Origin of the sequence: Burkholderia sp. AcTa6-5 (assembly GCF_017815075.1) — a bacterium.
GTDB classification, from domain to species: Bacteria; Pseudomonadota; Gammaproteobacteria; order Burkholderiales; family Burkholderiaceae; genus Burkholderia; species Burkholderia sola.
On record NZ_JAGIQE010000004.1, the window covers coordinates 163,646 to 181,880 of the forward strand.

The 18,235-nt window shown below is 69.0% G+C and carries 15 protein-coding genes; 6 read left to right on the top strand and 9 right to left on the bottom strand.

All coding sequences use genetic code 11. The features are described from left to right. Positions 1–168 precede the first annotated feature (168 nt). On the top strand, positions 169–1,017 hold the full coding sequence (locus J8I33_RS07705; RefSeq protein WP_050013352.1) for an ureidoglycolate lyase: 849 nt from the start codon (positions 169–171) through the stop codon (positions 1,015–1,017). A gap of 138 nt (positions 1,018–1,155) precedes the next feature. Here J8I33_RS07705 and J8I33_RS07710 read toward each other — a convergent pair whose 3' ends face one another. Beyond that, complete coding sequence (locus tag J8I33_RS07710; protein ID WP_050013351.1) at positions 1,156–1,539, bottom strand: VOC family protein; 384 nt, start codon at positions 1,537–1,539, stop codon at positions 1,156–1,158. Between the two features lie 275 nt (positions 1,540–1,814). Between J8I33_RS07710 and J8I33_RS07715 the strand changes: the two genes are divergently transcribed. After that, positions 1,815–2,444 (top strand): ABATE domain-containing protein, encoded by a 630-nt coding sequence (locus tag J8I33_RS07715; RefSeq protein ID WP_245171651.1) that lies wholly within the window; start codon positions 1,815–1,817, stop codon positions 2,442–2,444. A 15-nt stretch (positions 2,445–2,459) separates the two neighbouring features. On the opposite strand, the gene prpR is transcribed toward J8I33_RS07715, so the two are convergent. Then, the gene (gene prpR, locus J8I33_RS07720) at positions 2,460–4,448 is read right to left on the bottom strand and encodes a propionate catabolism operon regulatory protein PrpR (RefSeq protein ID WP_209925012.1); all 1,989 of its coding nucleotides are present in this window, start codon (positions 4,446–4,448) and stop codon (positions 2,460–2,462) included. A 170-nt stretch (positions 4,449–4,618) separates the two neighbouring features. Between prpR and prpB the strand changes: the two genes are divergently transcribed. From prpB to prpF, 4 genes are all read left to right on the top strand, one after another. Then, complete coding sequence (prpB, locus tag J8I33_RS07725) at positions 4,619–5,512, top strand: methylisocitrate lyase (protein WP_006480320.1); 894 nt, start codon at positions 4,619–4,621, stop codon at positions 5,510–5,512. Positions 5,513–5,552: 40 nt separating this feature from the next. Next, on the top strand, positions 5,553–6,725 hold the full coding sequence (prpC, locus tag J8I33_RS07730) for a 2-methylcitrate synthase (protein WP_006480321.1): 1,173 nt from the start codon (positions 5,553–5,555) through the stop codon (positions 6,723–6,725). A gap of 81 nt (positions 6,726–6,806) precedes the next feature. Then, positions 6,807–9,401, top strand: coding sequence for a Fe/S-dependent 2-methylisocitrate dehydratase AcnD (acnD, locus tag J8I33_RS07735; RefSeq protein ID WP_209934296.1), 2,595 nt, complete (start codon positions 6,807–6,809; stop codon positions 9,399–9,401). Between the two features lie 24 nt (positions 9,402–9,425). Beyond that, entirely contained in the window at positions 9,426–10,616 is a 1,191-nt protein-coding gene (gene prpF, locus J8I33_RS07740; protein WP_175973829.1) for a 2-methylaconitate cis-trans isomerase PrpF, read from the top strand. 58 nt (positions 10,617–10,674) lie between these two features. Here prpF and J8I33_RS07745 read toward each other — a convergent pair whose 3' ends face one another. The 7 genes from J8I33_RS07745 to J8I33_RS07775 form a co-directional block, all read right to left on the bottom strand. Further along, positions 10,675–11,613, bottom strand: coding sequence for an alpha/beta hydrolase (locus J8I33_RS07745; protein WP_209934301.1), 939 nt, complete (start codon positions 11,611–11,613; stop codon positions 10,675–10,677). A gap of 38 nt (positions 11,614–11,651) precedes the next feature. Next, the gene (locus J8I33_RS07750; RefSeq protein ID WP_209934309.1) at positions 11,652–12,806 is read right to left on the bottom strand and encodes an acyl-CoA dehydrogenase; all 1,155 of its coding nucleotides are present in this window, start codon (positions 12,804–12,806) and stop codon (positions 11,652–11,654) included. Between the two features lie 37 nt (positions 12,807–12,843). Next, a complete protein-coding gene (locus J8I33_RS07755; RefSeq protein WP_209934314.1) occupies positions 12,844–14,166 on the bottom strand; it encodes an MFS transporter in 1,323 nt (440 codons plus the stop codon). Between the two features lie 10 nt (positions 14,167–14,176). Continuing rightward, positions 14,177–15,229, bottom strand: coding sequence for a porin (locus J8I33_RS07760; RefSeq protein ID WP_209925018.1), 1,053 nt, complete (start codon positions 15,227–15,229; stop codon positions 14,177–14,179). 81 nt (positions 15,230–15,310) lie between these two features. Further along, positions 15,311–16,108, bottom strand: a complete 798-nt coding sequence (locus tag J8I33_RS07765; protein ID WP_209925019.1) for an enoyl-CoA hydratase-related protein — start codon at positions 16,106–16,108, stop codon at positions 15,311–15,313. Next, positions 16,105–17,325, bottom strand: coding sequence for a CoA transferase (locus tag J8I33_RS07770; RefSeq protein WP_209934316.1), 1,221 nt, complete (start codon positions 17,323–17,325; stop codon positions 16,105–16,107). The genes J8I33_RS07765 and J8I33_RS07770 overlap by 4 nt, the downstream gene beginning before the upstream one ends. An 80-nt stretch (positions 17,326–17,405) precedes the next feature. Next, on the bottom strand, positions 17,406–18,188 hold the full coding sequence (locus J8I33_RS07775) for a crotonase/enoyl-CoA hydratase family protein (RefSeq protein WP_209934318.1): 783 nt from the start codon (positions 18,186–18,188) through the stop codon (positions 17,406–17,408). Positions 18,189–18,235: the final 47 nt, after the last annotated feature.

The window sequence follows — 18,235 nt, forward strand, 5'->3', positions numbered from 1 at the left end:
CGATCGCTGCGCCCGCGCGACGCTCGCGCGTCGACGGCATGCCGCACGCGGCGCCGACGCGTGCAATTGACGATCGACGATCGACGATCGACGACCAGTCCGGCGCGTGGCTGCGAAAGGCCGCGTCGGCCGGTATCCTGTCCCATTCGACAACAGAGGTTAAGCACGATGAAACTGCTTCGCTACGGCCCGTCCGGCCAGGAAAAGCCCGGCATCCTCGACGCAGCCGGCCGCATTCGCGACCTGTCCGCGCAGGTGCCGGATCTTGCCGGCGATGTGCTGTCCGACGCGGGTCTCGCGCGGCTGCGCGCGATCGATCCGGCCACGCTGCCGCTCGTGTCCGGCGAGCCGCGCATCGGTGCATGCGTCGGCCAGGTCGGCAAGTTCATCGGCATCGGCCTGAACTATGCCGATCACGCGGCCGAAGCCGGCATGCCGGTGCCGAAGGAGCCGGTCGTGTTCGGCAAGTGGACGAGTTCGATCTGCGGCCCGAACGACGGCATCGACATCCCGAAGGGTTCGGTCAAGACCGACTGGGAAGTGGAACTGGGTGTCGTGATCGGCGCGAAGTGCAAGGACGTCGACGAAGCGCGCGCGCTCGATTACGTCGCGGGCTACTGCGTCGTCAACGACGTATCCGAGCGCGAATGGCAGATCGAGCGCGGTGGCCAGTGGGACAAGGGCAAGGGCTTCGACACGTTCGGCCCGATCGGCCCGTGGCTCGTCACGCGCGACGAAGTGCCCGATCCGCAGCGTCTCGACCTGTGGCTCGACGTCGACGGCCATCGTTATCAGAACGGCAATACGCGCACGATGGTGTTCACCGTCGCGCAGCTGATCGCGTATCTGTCGACCTGCATGACGCTGCAGCCGGGCGACGTGATCACGACCGGAACGCCGCCGGGCGTCGGGATGGGGATCAAGCCATCGCCGATATACCTGAAGGCCGGTCAAACGGTGCGCCTCGGGATCGAAGGACTCGGCGAGCAGTTGCAGAGCACACGCCACGCACAATAAGCGCGTGCGCGGCGCGGACCGGCTGGAGGATGCAGCTACCCGCGCGCAGCGAACGACGACGTAGCCAAAAACCAGGGCCCGATTCCGCGCGAGGCGGAATCGGGCCCTTGTCGCTCGTGCGCGTCCGGACGAAGCGGATCACACGACGTTGTCGAGTTCGCAGTGCGCTTCGAGCCGATAGCCGTCGGGGTCGACGACGAACGCCGCGTAATAGCCGGGGCCGTAGTGCTCGCGCTTGCCGGGCCCGCCGTTGTCCTTGCCGCCGTGCTCGAGCGCGGCGCGGTAGAACGCGTCGACCTCGACCGGCGACGCGGCCTTGAACGACAGGTGCAGCCCGGAATCGGGATCGGCGACGACAGGCCGGGCCGCGTGCTGCAACCACAGCTCGGGCTCGGTCGTGCCGTAGCCGAGCGCGCCGTCGTCGCTATACAGGCGCTTGTAGCCGAGTGCGCCGAGCGCGCTGTCGTAGAAGGTGCGGCTGCGATCGATGTGGGCAACGCCGAACGAAAGGTGGTCGATCATCTGTGGCTCCTTGAACTGAGGGGGACGTCAGTGCGGCAAACCTGCTTACAGGCACCATGCCAGCCGCTTGTAGCGCAGCGCGCCGAGCGTGCTGTCGTCGTACCTGCGGCCAGTGGAGGTGTGGATAACGCTGAACGAAAAGCGATCGATCATCTGTGTCTCCTTGGATTGAACCGGCATCGGTGCGGCCAACCAGTTTTTAACCACCATGCCGGTTATGTTAGAAATCGCTCGGACGCTTGTCAACCGGCATGGTGGTTAGATACGATCGCGTCATGAGCAAAACGCAACCTTCCGTCACAACGGACTGCCTGATCCCGGCGGCGCCCGAAACGTTGAGCCTCGATTTCGCGAACACGCTGTATTGGCGCGGCAGCGACCCACCGACGGAAACCTTCGGCACGATGGACGACCTGTTCGCGTGGTGCCGCGAGCAGGCGGGCGTACCGGCCGGGCTGGCCGACGCGTGTCGTGAGCAATACCTGAACCTGAAGAAGAATGACGAACCCGCGATGCTCGCGCAGGCGCTCGCGTTGCGCGAGGCGCTATACCGGCTCTTTCACGCGCAGGCGGAGCAGCGCGAGCCGCAGGCCGAGGATCTCGCGCTGCTCGGCGGCTTCCTGGTGGAAGCATCGCCGCGCGTTGCGCTGGCGCGCGTCGACGGCCGCTATGCGTGGCGGATCGACGCGTCGGGCGCGACGCTCGCGCGCCTATTGAGCCCGGTGCTCTGGTCGGCGATCGACCTGCTCGGCGGCGCGCGGCTCGCGAAGGTCAAGCGCTGTGCGAACGACGCATGCCAGTGGCTGTTCATCGACGACAGCAAGAACGGCAGCCGACGCTGGTGCTCGATGTCGTCGTGCGGCAATCGCGCGAAGGCGTATCGCCACTATCACAAGGCCGAATGACGGCGCGGACGGAACCTATTTCGCCGACAACTTCCGCCACAGCGTCGTCTTGCTGATGCCGAGCATCGCGCACGCGCGATCGCGGTCGCCGCCGCACGCGTCGAGCACCGCGCGGATCTCGTCGGCTTCCGCGCGACGGCGCCGCGCGTGGAGCGTCCGTGCATCGTCGCCGCCGGCGCCGGCCGCATCGGGCGGCGCGGCGAACAGCTCGGGCGCGATCACTTGCAGCGCGCCAGGGGCGAGCGCCGCGCACGCGGCGGCCGGATCGTTTTCGTCGACTTCCTCGGCCAGCTCCACCGCGATCCGCTCGACCACGTTCTGCAGTTCGCGCACGTTGCCGGGCCAGCGGTAGCGCGCGAGCGTCGCTTGCGTCGCGGCGAGCACGCGCAGCGCGTCGTCGGCGTCGCGCACGCGGTCGGCGAGACGCGGCTCGCGCCGCGCGGCCTGCACGAGCAGCGTCGCCGCGAGCGCGGGGATGTCGGCCGCGCGCTCGCGCAGCGGCGGCAGGCCGATGTTCAGGATGTTGAGCCGGTAATAGAGATCCGCGCGGAACGTACCGGCCTCGACGGCCGCGAGCAGCGGCCGGTGCGTCGCGGCGATCACGCGCACGTCGATGCGGATCGGCTCGGTCGAGCCGAGGCGGATCACCTCGCGCTCCTGCAGCACACGCAGCAGCCGGCTTTGCAGCGACGGCGGCATCTCGCCGATTTCGTCGAGAAACAGCGTGCCGCGGTGCGCGGCCTCGAACAGGCCGGTCTTGCCGCCGCGCCGCGCGCCGGTGAACGCGCCTTCTTCATAACCGAACAGCTCGCTCTCGAGCAGCGCTTCCGGAAACGCGCCGCAGTTGACCGCGACGAACGGATAGCTGCGCCGCGCGGACAGCGCATGCAGGCTCTGCGCGATCATCTCCTTGCCGGTGCCGCTTTCGCCGAGCACGAGCACGGTCGCGTCGGATTTCGCGTAGCGGCGCACGAGGTCGCGCACGCGCGTCATCGGCGCCGACGCGCCGACCACGTCGTCGAGCGCGTAGCGGGCGGCGAACTGCTGCGTGGTCGGCTGCGAACGCAGCGCGCGATCGAGCCGTTCGACCGCGCGCGATTCCTGGAACGTCAGCACGCTGCCCGACGTGACGCCGCGATCGACCAGCGGCCCGCGATGCACGACGTAGCGCACGCCGCGCACGGTCGCGAGCGCGTCGCCGTCCTCGCCGCGCAGCGTGCGCAACTCGGGCCGCAGGTCGACGAGCGCGCGACCGACGGCCGCCGCGGGTTCGACCCCGAACGCCGATGCGAGCCGTTCGTTGATCGCTTCGACGCGGCCGTGCGCGTCGAGCGCGACCACGCCGTCGCGCAGGTGCTGCAGCAGCGTGTCGAGCCGCTGGCGGCGAAACGCCTCGGCGTGCGTCGCATACGCGACTTCGAGCGCCGTCTCGACAGCCTTGCGCACCGACGCATGCGAATACAGGAATACCGCGCCCATGCCGACGCTGGCGGCGAGATCGGTGACGAGGCCCGGGCCGACGATCGTCTCGATGCCGCGATCGCGCAGGTCGTGCACGCAGGCTTCCGCTTCCTGGGCGGACTGATATGACGCAAACTGCACGTCGAGGCCGTACGCGGCGACGAAGCGGCGCACTTCGGGCGGCGTCTCGCCGGCGCTGACGAGCGCGATCCGCGTCGCATCGCGCCGCGCGCGCGCGAGCGCCTGCATCACGTCGAAGCCGGTCGGCGACACGACCACCACCGGCACCTGCGCGCGCGTTTTCAGGAAGCCGCCGTTCGAGCCGGCCGCGACGATCACGTCGGGCCGCGCGGCGCCGGCCTCGGCGATCGCGCTCAGCGCATCTTCATAGGCGCGCGTGACGATGCGCACGTCCGCGCGTTCGTCGAATTCGCCGGCGATCTCGCGAAACAGCTCGCGCAGCCGGCTGATGCCCATCGCCCAGATGCGCGGGCGCACCGTGCGGTCGGCGGGGCCGACGGGCTTGGTCGAGGAGAGGTCCATGACGGCCGATTATGCGCGCGCGATTTCATTTTTGAAACATGAAATCGCTAAATTGAAATCGCCGGGCGGTGCCGCACCCACGGCGGTCGCTTAAGAATCAGTGAGTTAGCGACGTTCCGCAAGCTGGCCCGGTCCTTGCTGTTATCGGGCATTCCATCAGGAGGCCGTTCATGAGCAATACGCATCTTCAGAGCGCCGGCGCGAAGTTCCGCGCGGCAGTCGCGGCCGAGCAGCCGCTGCAGGTGGTCGGCGCGATCACCGCGTACGCGGCCAAGATGGCGCAGGCCGTCGGCTTCAAGGCCGTGTACCTGTCGGGTGGCGGCGTCGCCGCGAACTCGCTCGGCATTCCCGACCTCGGCATCAGCACGATGGAAGACGTGCTGATCGACGCGACGCGGATCACCAACGCGACCGACCTGCCGCTGCTGGTCGACATCGACACGGGCTGGGGCGGTGCGTTCAACATCGCGCGCACGGTCCGCTCGTTCATCAACGCCGGCGTCGCGGCCGTGCACCTCGAGGACCAGGTCGGCCAGAAGCGCTGCGGCCACCGTCCGGGCAAGGAAGTCGTGCCGATCGACGAAATGGTCGATCGCGTGAAGGCCGCGGTCGACGCGCGCACCGACGACCAGTTCGTGATCATGGCGCGCACCGACGCGGCCGCCGCGGAAGGGATCGATTCGGCGATCGAGCGCGCGGTTGCGTACGTCGAAGCCGGCGCGGACATGATCTTCCCGGAAGCGATGAAGACGCTCGACGACTACCGCCGCTTCAAGGCCGCCGTGAAGGTGCCGATCCTCGCGAACCTGACCGAGTTCGGCTCGACGCCGCTGTTCACGGTCGACGAGCTGCGCGAGGCGAACGTCGACATCGCGCTGTACTGCTGCGGCGCGTATCGCGCGATGAACAAGGCCGCGCTGAATTTCTACGAGACGCTGCGCCGCGACGGCACGCAGAAGGCGGCCGTGCCGACGATGCAGACGCGCGCCGAGCTGTACGACTTCCTCGGCTATCACGAATACGAGCGCAAGCTCGACGAACTGTTCGCGCAGGGCAAGAAGTAACGCGGCCCGCACCCCCCGATACCCATTGGAGAAGGAAAACATGAGCGAGACGAAAGACGCAGCAGCACCGGCCGCCGCAGGCGCATTCAAGCCGAAGAAGTCGGTGGCGCTGTCGGGCGTGACGGCCGGCAACACGGCGCTGTGCACGGTCGGCAAGACCGGCAACGACCTCCACTATCGCGGCTACGACATTCTCGACGTCGCCGAATCGTGCGAATTCGAGGAAATCGCGCATCTGCTCGTGCACGGCACGCTGCCGAACCTGACCGAACTGGCCGCGTACAAGACCAAGCTGCGCGCGCTGCGCGGCTTGCCGAGCGCGCTGAAGGCCGCGCTCGAACAGATCCCGGCGTCGGCTCATCCGATGGACGTGATGCGTACCGGTGTGTCGGTGCTCGGCACCGTGCTGCCGGAGAAGGACGACCACAACCTGCCGGGCGCGCGCGACATCGCCGACCGCCTGATGGCGTCGCTCGGTTCGATGCTGCTGTACTGGTATCACTTCTCGCACAACGGCAAGCGCATCGAGACGGAAACCGACGACGACTCGATCGGCGGCCACTTCCTGCACCTGTTGCACGGCAAGACGCCGTCGAAGTCGTGGGTCGAGGCGATGCACACGTCGCTGATCCTGTACGCGGAGCACGAATTCAACGCGTCGACGTTCACCGGTCGCGTGATCGCGGGCACGGGCTCGGACATCTACTCGGCGATCACCGGCGCGATCGGCGCGCTGCGCGGGCCGAAGCACGGCGGCGCGAACGAAGTCGCGTACGAGATCCAGAGCCGCTACAGCTCGCCGGACGACGCCGAAGCCGACATCCGCCGCCGCGTCGAGAACAAGGAAGTCGTGATCGGCTTCGGCCATCCGGTCTACACGATCTCCGATCCGCGCAACAAGGTGATCAAGGGCGTCGCGCACAAGCTGTCGAAGGAAGCGGGCGACACCAAGCTGTACAGCATCGCCGAGCGCCTGGAATCGGTGATGTGGGACGCGAAGAAGATGTTCCCGAACCTCGACTGGTTCAGCGCGGTGTCGTATCACATGATGGGCGTACCGACCGCGATGTTCACGCCGCTGTTCGTGATCTCGCGCACGTCGGGCTGGAGCGCGCACATCATCGAGCAGCGCATCGACAACAAGATCATCCGCCCGAGCGCGAACTACACCGGTCCGGAAGACCTGCAGTTCGTGCCGATCGAGAAGCGCTGATCGTCCGCCGCATGCGCCGGCGCCCGTGATGCGGGCGGCCGGCGCACGCGGCACGTCTTACCCCGAATTCCGCCCCACACCATGAATACCGCCAACCGCAAACCCCTGCCCGGCACGTCGCTGGACTATTTCGACGCGCGTGCCGCGGTCGACGCGATCGCGCCCGGCGCGTACGACACGCTGCCGTACACGTCGCGCGTGCTCGCCGAAAACCTCGTGCGCCGCTGCGATCCGGCGATCCTCGCCGATTCGCTGAAGCAGATCATCGAGCGCAAGCGCGAACGCGATTTCCCGTGGTTCCCGGCGCGCGTGGTGTGCCACGACATCCTCGGACAGACGGCGCTCGTCGATCTCGCGGGCCTGCGCGACGCGATCGCGGACGGCGGCGGCGACCCGGCGAAGGTGAACCCGGTCGTGCCCGTCCAGCTGATCGTCGACCACTCGCTCGCCGTCGAATGCGGCGGCTTCGATCCGGACGCATTCGCGAAGAACCGCGCGATCGAGGATCGCCGCAACGAGGATCGCTTCCACTTCATCGAGTGGACGAAGAAGGCGTTCGAGAACGTCGACGTGATCCCGCCGGGCAACGGCATCATGCACCAGATCAACCTCGAGAAGATGTCGCCGGTGATCCAGGTGCAGGATGGCGTAGCGTTCCCGGACACCTGCGTCGGCACCGACAGCCACACGCCGCACGTCGATGCGCTCGGCGTGATCGCGATCGGCGTCGGCGGGCTCGAAGCCGAGAACGTGATGCTCGGCCGTGCGTCGTGGATGCGCCTGCCCGACATCGTCGGCGTCGAGTTGACCGGCAAGCGCCAGCCCGGCATCACCGCGACCGACGTGGTGCTCGCATTGACCGAGTTCCTGCGCAAGGAGAAGGTGGTCGGCGCGTACCTGGAGTTCCGGGGCGTTGGCGCGGCGAGCCTCACGCTCGGCGATCGCGCGACGATCTCGAACATGGCGCCCGAATACGGCGCGACGGCCGCGATGTTCTTCATCGACGGCCAGACGACCGACTATCTGCGCCTCACCGGCCGCAGCGACGAGCAGGTGAAGCTGGTCGAGACCTACGCGAAGGCGGCGGGCCTGTGGGCCGATACGCTCGCCAATGCGCAATACGAGCGCACGCTGACGTTCGACCTGTCGAGCGTCGTGCGCAACATGGCCGGCCCGTCGAACCCGCACAAGCGGCTGCCGACGTCCGATCTCGCTGCGCGCGGGATCGCCGGCCAGTGGGAAGAGAAGCCGGGCGAGATGCCCGACGGCGCGGTGATCATCGCCGCGATCACGAGCTGCACGAACACCAGCAACCCGCGCAACGTGATTGCCGCCGCCTTGCTCGCCCGCAACGCGAACGCGAAGGGCCTGACGCGCAAGCCATGGGTGAAGAGTTCGCTCGCGCCCGGCTCGAAGGCGGTCGAGCTGTATCTGGAAGAAGCGAACCTGCTGCCGGAACTCGAGAAGCTCGGCTTCGGCATCGTCGCGTTCGCATGCACGACCTGCAACGGGATGTCGGGCGCGCTCGATCCGAAGATCCAGCGGGAGATCGTCGAGCGCGACCTGTACGCGACCGCCGTGCTGTCCGGCAACCGCAACTTCGACGGCCGCATTCACCCGTATGCGAAGCAGGCGTTCCTCGCGTCGCCGCCGCTCGTCGTCGCGTATGCGATCGCCGGCACGATCCGCTTCGACATCGAGAAGGACGTGCTGGGTCACGATCAGGACGGCAAGCCCGTCACGCTGAAGGACATCTGGCCGACCGACGAGGAGATCGATGCGATCGTCGCGTCGAGCGTGAAGCCCGAGCAGTTCCGGAAGGTCTACGAGCCGATGTTCGCGCGCAGCGCCGACGCAGGCGAGCGCGCGGCGCCGCTGTACGACTGGCGTGCGCAGAGCACGTATATCCGCCGCCCGCCGTACTGGGAAGGCGCGCTGGCCGGCGAGCGCACGTTGAAGGGCATGCGTCCGCTCGCGGTGCTCGGCGACAACATCACGACCGACCACCTGTCGCCGTCGAACGCGATTCTGCCGAACAGCGCGGCCGGCGAATACCTCGCGAAGATGGGCCTGCCGGAAGAAGACTTCAACTCGTACGCGACGCACCGGGGCGACCACCTGACCGCGCAGCGCGCGACCTTCGCGAACCCGACGCTGATCAACGAGATGGCGATCGTCGACGGCGCAGTGAAGAAGGGTTCGCTCGCGCGCGTCGAGCCGGAAGGCGAGGTCATGCGGATGTGGGAAGCGATCGAGACGTACATGAATCGCAAGCAGCCGCTGATCGTCGTGGCCGGCGCCGACTATGGCCAGGGCTCGTCGCGCGACTGGGCCGCGAAGGGCGTGCGGCTCGCGGGCGTCGAGGCGATCGCCGCCGAAGGTTTCGAGCGGATTCACCGCACGAACCTGATCGGGATGGGCGTGCTGCCGCTCGAGTTCAAGCCGGGCACCAACCGGACGACGCTCGGCATCGACGGCACCGAGACCTTCGACGTGGTCGGCGAGCGCACGCCCCGCGCCGACCTGACGCTCGTGATTCACCGCAGGAACGGCGAACGCGTCGAGGTGCCGATGACGTGCCGGCTCGATACGGCCGAGGAAGTGTCGATCTACGAAGCGGGTGGCGTGCTGCAGCGTTTCGCGCAGGACTTCCTCGAATCGTCGCAGGCCGCCTGACCGGCGCACATTGGGAACACAGACATGGCTCACATTCCTCAAATCAGGATTCCCGCGACCTACATGCGCGGCGGCACCAGCAAGGGCGTGTTCTTCCGGCTGCAGGACCTGCCGGATGCCGCGCAGACGCCGGGCGCCGCGCGCGACGCGCTGCTGCTGCGCGTGATCGGCAGCCCCGATCCGTACGGCAAGCAGATCGACGGGATGGGCGGCGCGACGTCGTCCACCAGCAAGACGGTGATCGTGTCGAAGAGCACGCGGCCCGGTCATGACGTCGACTACCTGTTCGGCCAGGTCGCGATCGACAAGGCGTTCGTCGACTGGACGGGCAACTGCGGCAACCTGTCGGCGGCGGTCGGCCCGTTCGCGATTGGCGGCGGGCTCGTCGATCCGGCGCGCGTGCCGCGCGACGGCGTCGCGACCGTGCGGATCTGGCAGGCGAACATCGGCAAGACGATCGTCGCGCACGTGCCGATCGTGAACGGCGCGGTGCAGGAGACGGGCGACTTCGAACTGGACGGCGTCACGTTCCCGGCCGCCGAAGTGCAGCTCGAATTCATGGACCCGGCCGCCGAGGAAGAAGGCGCGGGCGGCTCGATGTTCCCGACCGGCAACCTCGTCGACGATCTGGCCGTGCCGGGCATCGGCACGCTGAAGGCGACGATGATCAACGCGGGCATCCCGACCATCTTCGTCGACGCGGAAGCGATCGGCTATACGGGCACGGAATTGCAGGACGCGATCAACGGCGACCCGAAGGCGCTCGAGAAGTTCGAGACGATCCGCGCGCACGGCGCGCTGCGGATGGGCCTGATCGACACGCTCGACGAAATCGCGACGCGGCAGCACACGCCGAAGATCGCGTTCGTCGCGAAGCCGGCCGACTACGTCGCGTCGAGCGGCAAGCGCGTGAATGCGGGCGACGTCGACCTGCTGGTGCGAGCGATGTCGATGGGCAAGCTGCACCACGCGATGATGGGCACGGCGGCGGTCGCGATCGGCACGGCCGCGGCGATCCCGGGCACGCTCGTCAATCTCGCGGCGGGCGGCGGCGAACGCAATGCGGTGCGCTTCGGGCATCCGTCGGGCACGCTGCGCGTCGGCGCGCAAGCGCGGCGCGAGAACGGCGAATGGACCGTCACGAAGGCGATCATGAGCCGCAGCGCGCGCGTGCTGATGGAAGGGTGGGTGCGGGTGCCGGGCGACGCGTTCTGAGCGTCGTCGTCGGGATCGACGCGGATGCGGGCGGCTTCGGCCGCCCGCGTCGTTTTGGTCAGCCGTGCAGGAAACGGCGCAGCGCGTCGTGGCTCAGGCGGCGCGCCGTTTCCGAGACCCGCGCGCCGGGTACGAGGTCGAATCCGTGTACGCCGCCGGGCAGCACGTGCAGCTCGGTCGGCACGCCCGCGCGCAGCAGGCGCTGCGCGTAGTCGAGATTTTCGTCGAGGAACAGGTCGAGCGAGCCGACCGACAGGAACGTGGGCGGCAGGCCGTCGAGTCGCGTGGCGCGCGCGGCCGCCGCGTACGGCGACACGCCGTCGATGCCCGGCGCGTGACCGAGCAACGCGGTCCAGCCGAACCGGTTGTTGGCCGCATGCCAGATGAATTCGCCGGCATGCGGATGCGGCGTGCGCGTGCAGGTGCGATCGTCGAGCATCGGATAGATCAGGTGCTGGAACGCGAGCGGGAATTCGCCGCGGTCGCGGGCCAGCAGCGCCAGCGCGGCGGCGAGCCCGCCGCCCGCGCTTTCGCCCGCCGCGCCGATCCGCGCGGCGTCGATGCCGAGCGTGTCGGCGTGACGGAACACCCAGCCGAGCGCCGCGTAGCAGTCCTCGATCGCACCGGGAAACACGGTTTCCGGCGCGAGACGGTAGTCGACCGAGATCAGCGCGCAGCCGAGCTGCGTCACGAGCGACCGGTGCACCGCTTCGAGCTCCTTCGCCGCGCCGCGCACGTAGCCGCCGCCGTGCAGGTGGACGACCGCCGGCAGCGGGCGCGCATGGCCGTCGGGCAAATAGACGAGGACCGGGACGTCCGGCGCGCCGGCAGGACCGGGTACCGTGCGGCGTTCGAGCGTGCTGCCGGCCGGGTCGGGCGGCGGCAGCGGCAGCACGCGCTGGCGCGACTGTGCGAGGTTGTCGGCGCTGAGCGTGACGGTCGGCCAGGTCTCGAGCAGCGGGCGGATTTCGGGATCGACGAGAGGCAGGGTGTTCAACGCAGGGCTCCATCGTGGAAGTGGGCGGCGCGCCGCGGTCAGAGCACGCTGCGCGCGACGACCCAACGGTGCACCTCGGTCGGGCCTTCGAAGATGCGCATCAGCCGCGCTTCGCTGGCCATCTGCTGCAACGGCATTTCCTTCGTCATGCCCATCGCGCCGAGCGTCTGCATCGCATGATCGATGACGGTCGACGCCATTTCGGTCGCGAACACCTTGACCATCGAGATCTGCGTGCGTGCATCCTGCCCGGCATCCACGCGCGCGGCCGCTTCGTAGGTCATCAGGCGGCACGCATGGATCTGCGTGAGCGCGTCGGCGACCCACCACTGGACCGCTTGGCGCTCCGCGAGCGGCACGCCGAAGGTCGTGCGCTGTTTCGCATGGTCGCACAGCAGCGCGACCGCGCGCTCGGCGCGGCCGATGCACCATGCGGCCATCTCCAGCCGCCGGTTCGCGAGCCGGGCCTGCATCGGCGCGAAGCCGGCGCCTTCCCGGCCCAGCAATTGCGCGGCGGGAATGCGGCAGTCTTCCAGCACGATTTCGTAGGTCGACAGGCCGCCGATCATCGGGATCCGGCGCTCGATGACGAAGCCCGGCGTGTCGCGATCGACGATGAACGCCGACATGCCGCCGCGCTTGCCCTTGCTGCGATCGGTCAGCGCCATCACGATCGTCCAGTCGGCTTCGGCCGCATGGCTGATCCAGATCTTCCGGCCGTTCAGCACCCAGGTGTCGCCATCGCGCACGGCCATCGTCGACAGCGCGCCCGGATCGGAGCCGGCGCCCGGCTCGGAGATCGCCATTGCCGCGCGCGTGGCGCCGCGTGCGTACGGGTCGAGATAGCGCGCACGTTGCGCCGCGTCGGCCGCATCGCACAGCATCCGCAGGTTCGGCGAGTCGGGCGGCAGGATGTACGGGGTCACGGTCGTACCGATCGCTTCGTTCACGCCGACCATCGCGACGGCCGGCAGGTCCGAGCCGCCCGCGTCGAGCGGCGCGTCGAGTCCCCACAGGCCGAGTTGCCGCGAGCGCTCGTCGAGGTGCGCGCGCTCGTCGGCGAGCAGCCCGAAACGCTGGCCGTCGGCCTCGCGCGCCATCACCGCCGCTTCGAGCGGAATCAGTTCGTCCTTCACGAAACGTGCGACGAGGTCCCGGATCATCCGGTGTTCGAGTTCGAGGTCGAAATTCATGAGGGTGGGTCCGTACAGGGGGGAAGAAGGCGTGCCGTCAGCCGGCGTTCGCGCGCGCCGCCGCGCGGGCGCGCAGCGTGCCGAGCAACGCGAACGCGCCGGCCGCCAGCAGCGCGGCATTGAAATAGAGGCCGCCGCGCATCGACCCGGTGGCCGTGTTGAGCACGCCCATCAGGAACGGGCTCGCGAATCCGCCGATCGCGCCGGTCATCGTGATCGCCGCGATCGCGACCGCCATCGAGCGCTTCGGCAGCGCGAGCCCCGGCAGCACCCAGAACGCGGGCAGCGCCGCGGCGTGCGTGGCGACCGCGATGCACAGCGCGATCATCAGGTGCGACGTGCCGGCGCTGCTCGCGAGGCCGGCGAGGGCCGCCGCGCACGCGAGCATCGCGACGGCGCCGTGCTTGCGCCATTCGCGCCGGCGCTCGGTGCGCCAGCCCATCGCGAGCATGCCGACGATGCCGCACAGGTACGGCAGCGCGGACAGCAGCCCGATCTGCATCGCGCCATGCAGGCCGCCGCGATGCAGGATCACGGGCATCCAGAACACGAGCGCGTAGCCGGCGGCCGCGATTGCGAAATTGGCCGCGCACAGCAGCCAGAAATCGCGATGTGCGAGCAACGGCCGCGCCGCGTTCGCGGCCGGCGTACCGGCTTCGGCCTGCGCGTGCGCGGCGCGCAGCGCGGCCTTGTCGGCGTCAGACAGCCAGCGTGCGTCGTCCGGCCGGTCGTCGAGAAAGCGCAGCGCGACGAGGCCGAGCGCGCTGCTCGGCAGCCCTTCGACGACGAACAGCCATTGCCAGCCGCTCAGGCCGGCCACGCCGTCGAAGTACGACAGGATCGCGCCCGACACGGGGCCGGCGATCAGCCCCGCGAGGTACAGCGCGGTCATGAACAGCGCGAACGCCTTGGCGCGCTGCCGCGGCGGATACCACGCGCCGAGATAGAACAGGATGCCGGGGAAGAAGCCGGCCTCGAACACGCCCAGCAGAAAGCGGCACGCGTAGAACTGCGCGGGCGTCGCGACGAACATCGTCGCGGCCGAGCCGAGGCCCCACAGCACCATGATCCGGGCGATCGTCCGGCGCGCGCCGATCCGCGCGAGCCACGCGTTGCTCGGAATCTCGAACGCCATGTAGCCGATGAAGAAAATGCCCGCGCCGAGCCCGTAGACGGCGTCGGAGAAGTGCAGTTCGGCGGCCATCTGTGCGTGCGCGAAGCCGATGTTGATCCGGTCGATGAACGACAGCGTGTAGCAGAGGATCAGGAACGGCAGCAGCCGGCGCGAGATTCGGCGGTAGAGTGCCTGCGTCGCGCCATCGTCGACGGCGGCCGGGTGGATCGAAAGGGTCGGGGTCATGGGCACTCCGTCAGAAGCGGTGAGTGACGCCGAGCGCAAACACCTGCTCGGTGCCGCCCGGTTGCGGTTGCAGACCGGCGACGACGGTATTGCGGGCGTCGCCGCCGTTCTTCATGCAGAGATAGCGTGCGTAGAGCGATGTCCGCTTCGACAGCGGATGGTCGTAGCCGACGCCGAGCGCGGTCGCATCGTTCGCCGAACCCTTCACGTCGCGGCGCACCACCGACACGAGCACGCGATCGAGCGCGCCGACGTTGATCGACGCACCGACGCTCGCGGTCGAGAACGCGGGCAGGCGCGCCGCCGTGCCGACGCCATACAGGAACGCGGCGTACAGCTTGACGCGCGCGAACGCGTAGTTGGCCGCGAACACGTAGTGGCGGGTCGTCGACGGGGAGACGACGGGCGCCAGGTTGCCGGCCGACGTATCGCCCTGGAAGCCGGCGCCGACGTAGAGCCCGCCGATCCGGTACTGAAGCCCGGCGCCGTAGTTGCGTCCGGCTTGCGTCGAGAGTGCGTTCGGCGTCGGAAAGCCGTACGTGGCCATCACGCGCAGGCCGTTCCAGTCGGGACTCAGATACGACGCCGCCTGGTTGAAGCGCGGAATCGGCGGGGTCGTGTTGCTCGTGATCGTGTCGGTCGACGTTGCGAGCAGCGCGAGCGGCGACATCCGTTCGTTGAGTCCGAACGGATCGCCGTCGTACACGACGTAGAACGCGGGCGTGTATTGCCGGCCGAGCCGCAGGTCGCCGTAGCGCGTGTTCTGCAGCGATACATAGGCCTGCCGGTAGAACAGCGTGCCGCCCTGGAACGATCCGTCGGCCGGCGAGAAGCCGCTTTCGAGCACGAATTTCGTCGATGTGCCGCCGCCGAGATCCTCGACGCCCGTCAGGCCGAAGCGGCTCGTCGACGCGCCGCCGCCGCTTTGCCGCAGGGTCGACAGGCTGCCGATGCGATCGAATTCGACGTAGCCGTCGACGATCCCGTACAGCGTGACCGACGACGCGTGCGCCGACGTCGCGCATAGCACGCACGCGCCGACCAGGAATGCTTTCCGTTGCATGAAGGTGTCTCCGTCCATGTTTTTTGGGCGCGCCCGCGTTCTGGGAGCGGTGCGCGCGGGTGCTGCGGTGCGGCGCCGGGCTCAGCGGCCCTTGAACACCGGCTTGCGCTTCTCGAGAAACGCGCGGGCGCCCTCGATCCGGTCCTCGCTCGCGTAGACGTCAGGGCCGACGTCCAGCCGCAGCGCGGCGGCCACCGGCAGCCCCTGGCTGCGCGTCGCGGTTTCCTTGATGCGGCGGATCGTGAGCGGCGCGTTCGCGGCGATCGTCTGCGCCAGCTCGCGCACGGTGTCGTCGAGTGCGGCGCCGGGCACGACGCGGTTCAGCAGGCCGGCGCGCTGCGCTTCGTCTGCGTCGAAGCGGCGGCCCGTGAACAGCAGCTCCATCGCGATCGCGTGCGGCAACATGCGCGGCAGCAGCACGCTCGCGAAGTTCGCGCCCATGCCGACCCGCGCTTCGGGCAGCGCGAAGGTCGCGTGAGCGGCAGCGATCCGCAGGTCGCACGCGAGCGCGATTTCGCAGCCGCCGCCGATCGCGTAGCCGTTGATGGCCGCGATGGTCGGCTTGCGCAGCTCCAGGATCAGCTCGTGCACGTTGCGTGCGAGCCCGCGCATCGGCTGCATTCCGCGGATCTCGGGGTCGCCGAGATCGACGCCCGCGCTGAATGCGCGTTCGCCCGCGCCGCGGATCACGACGACGCGAATCGACGGGTTGTCGTCGAGCGTGACGAGCGCGTCGCACAGGCGGCGGATCGCGTCGGCGGACAGCGCATTGGCGACGTGTGGGCGATGGATCGTCAGCCACGCGATGCCGTCGGCGTCGTCGCGCAGGATAGACGGGGCATCGTCGCCCGCCGGTGAAGAAAAGCGCTGGGTGGTCATGACGCGCTCCCGGCCACGTCCGCCCGCATGTCGTGCAGCACGCCGGCCTGCCGCAGCGCGTCGCGGCGCGCCGCGTCGATCCCGAACGCGTCGAGCACGGCGTCGGTGTCGGCGGCAAACGGTTGGGGCGGCCGGCGTATCGAGCCGGGCGTGCGGGACAGTTTGGCGGGAATGCCCGCGCCGGTGTACGTATCGGTATCGACGAACATCGCGTTGCGCGCCGCCTGCGGATGGCCGAACGCATCGGCCACGGTGTTCACCGGCCCCGTCGCGACGCCGGCGTGCATCAGCCGCTCGACGACCTCGTCCGCCTGCAGTTCGGCAGTCAGCTGGCCGAGCAGCGTGTCGAGCGCTTCGCGATGCGCGACGCGCTGCGCATTGGTCGCGAAGCGCGGATCGCGCGCCAGTTCGGGCACGCCGAGCGCCTCGACGAGCCGCGCGAACGTGCGGTTGTTGCCGGCGCCGGTCGCGACCGGCTTGTCCTTGCACGGATAGACGCCGTACGGCGCGATCGCGCCGTACACGTTGCCGGTCGCGACGGGCACGTCGCCGGTCGCCATCCAGCTCGTGCTGACCGGATGCAGCATCGACAGCGCGGTGCTGAACAGGTCGATGTCGACGTGCTGTCCGAGGCCGGAGCGCGTCCGCTCGACCAGCGCGACCAGGATGGTGGAGACGGCGCTCAGGCCGGCCGCATGATCGACGACCGGAAACGGCACCTTGAGCGGCATGCCGCCCGGCTCGCCGTTGATCGACATGAAGCCGGCGAGGCCCTGCGCGACCGCGTCGTAGCCCGGAAACCGCGCGAGCGGGCCGTCGGTGCCGTAGCCGGAAATCGAGCAGTGGACGAGGCGCGGAAAGCGTGCGCGCAGGCAGTGTTCGTAGTCGATGCCCCAGCGTTCGAGCGTGCCCTGCTTGAAGTTGTCGATCAGCACGTCGGCCGTTTCGAGCACGCGCAACAGCACGTCGCGTCCGTCGGGATGCGACAGGTCGAGCGCGAGATTGCGCTTGTTGCGGTTGAGCCCCCAGTAGTAGCTGGAGATGCCGTTCGGCATCGCGGGCCCCCAGTCGCGCGTTTCGTCGCCCTGCGGCGGTTCGATCTTGATGACGTCCGCGCCGTGGTCGGCGAGCGTCTGCGCGCAGAACGGCCCCGCGTAGACGCGGCTCAGGTCCACCACGCGCACGCCTGCAAGTGCGCCTTCGTTGCTGCTGGTCATGACGATGTCTCCTTCGATGTGGATTCGACGGGCCGGCAGGCCGGCATGCGTCGGCTGCACGGCCGCGATGCGTCGCGGGTTCAGCCGCGCGCGGCGAACAGCGCGGTGACCGCCGCGCGATGCTCGGGGCTGGCGTGCGCGAACGCCTGGTACGACGCCGACAGGTCGAGCAGCGTGTCGAGGCTCGCGTGGCGGCCTTCGCGCAGCAGCCGCTTGGTCAGGCGCAACGCGGTGCCCGAATGACGGGCGATGCGGCCGGCCAGTTCCTGCGCATGCGCGAGGAGGTCGCCGTCGGGCACGACGCGCGACACGAGCCCGCAGCGCAGCGCGGCCTGCGCGTCCAGCGCATCGCCGGTGAACGACATTTCCGCGGCGACCGCGGCGCCGACGATCTGCGGCAGGAACCACGCGCCGCCGTCGCCCGGCACGAGGCCGAGCGCGATGAAACTCTCCGCGAAGCGCGCGCTGTCGGCGGCGATGCGGATGTCGCACATGCACGCGAGGTCGGTGCCGGCGCCGATGGCCGGGCCGTTGACCGCCGCGATGGCCGGCACTTCGAGATGCTGGAACGCGTGCGCGAGCCGCTGGATGCCGCGCCGATAGCCGGTCCGGATCGCGGCAGGGTCGTGCGGGCCCGATTCCATGAACGTGCGCATCGTCTTCACGTTGCCGCCCGACGAGAACGTCGTGCCGGCGCCGGTCAGGACCAGCACGCGGATCGATTCGTCGCGGTTCGCTTCGTCGCAGCAGTCGGTCAACGCGTCGATCGCATCGGTGTCCGAAATGGCGTTGCGGGTGTCGGGACGGTTCATCGTGACGGTCAGGATCGCGCCCTGCCGTTCACGGTTCAAAAAAGCTGCCATGGTGTCTCCGTGTATTCGGTGCCGCGGGACTTCACGCCGCGGCCCGA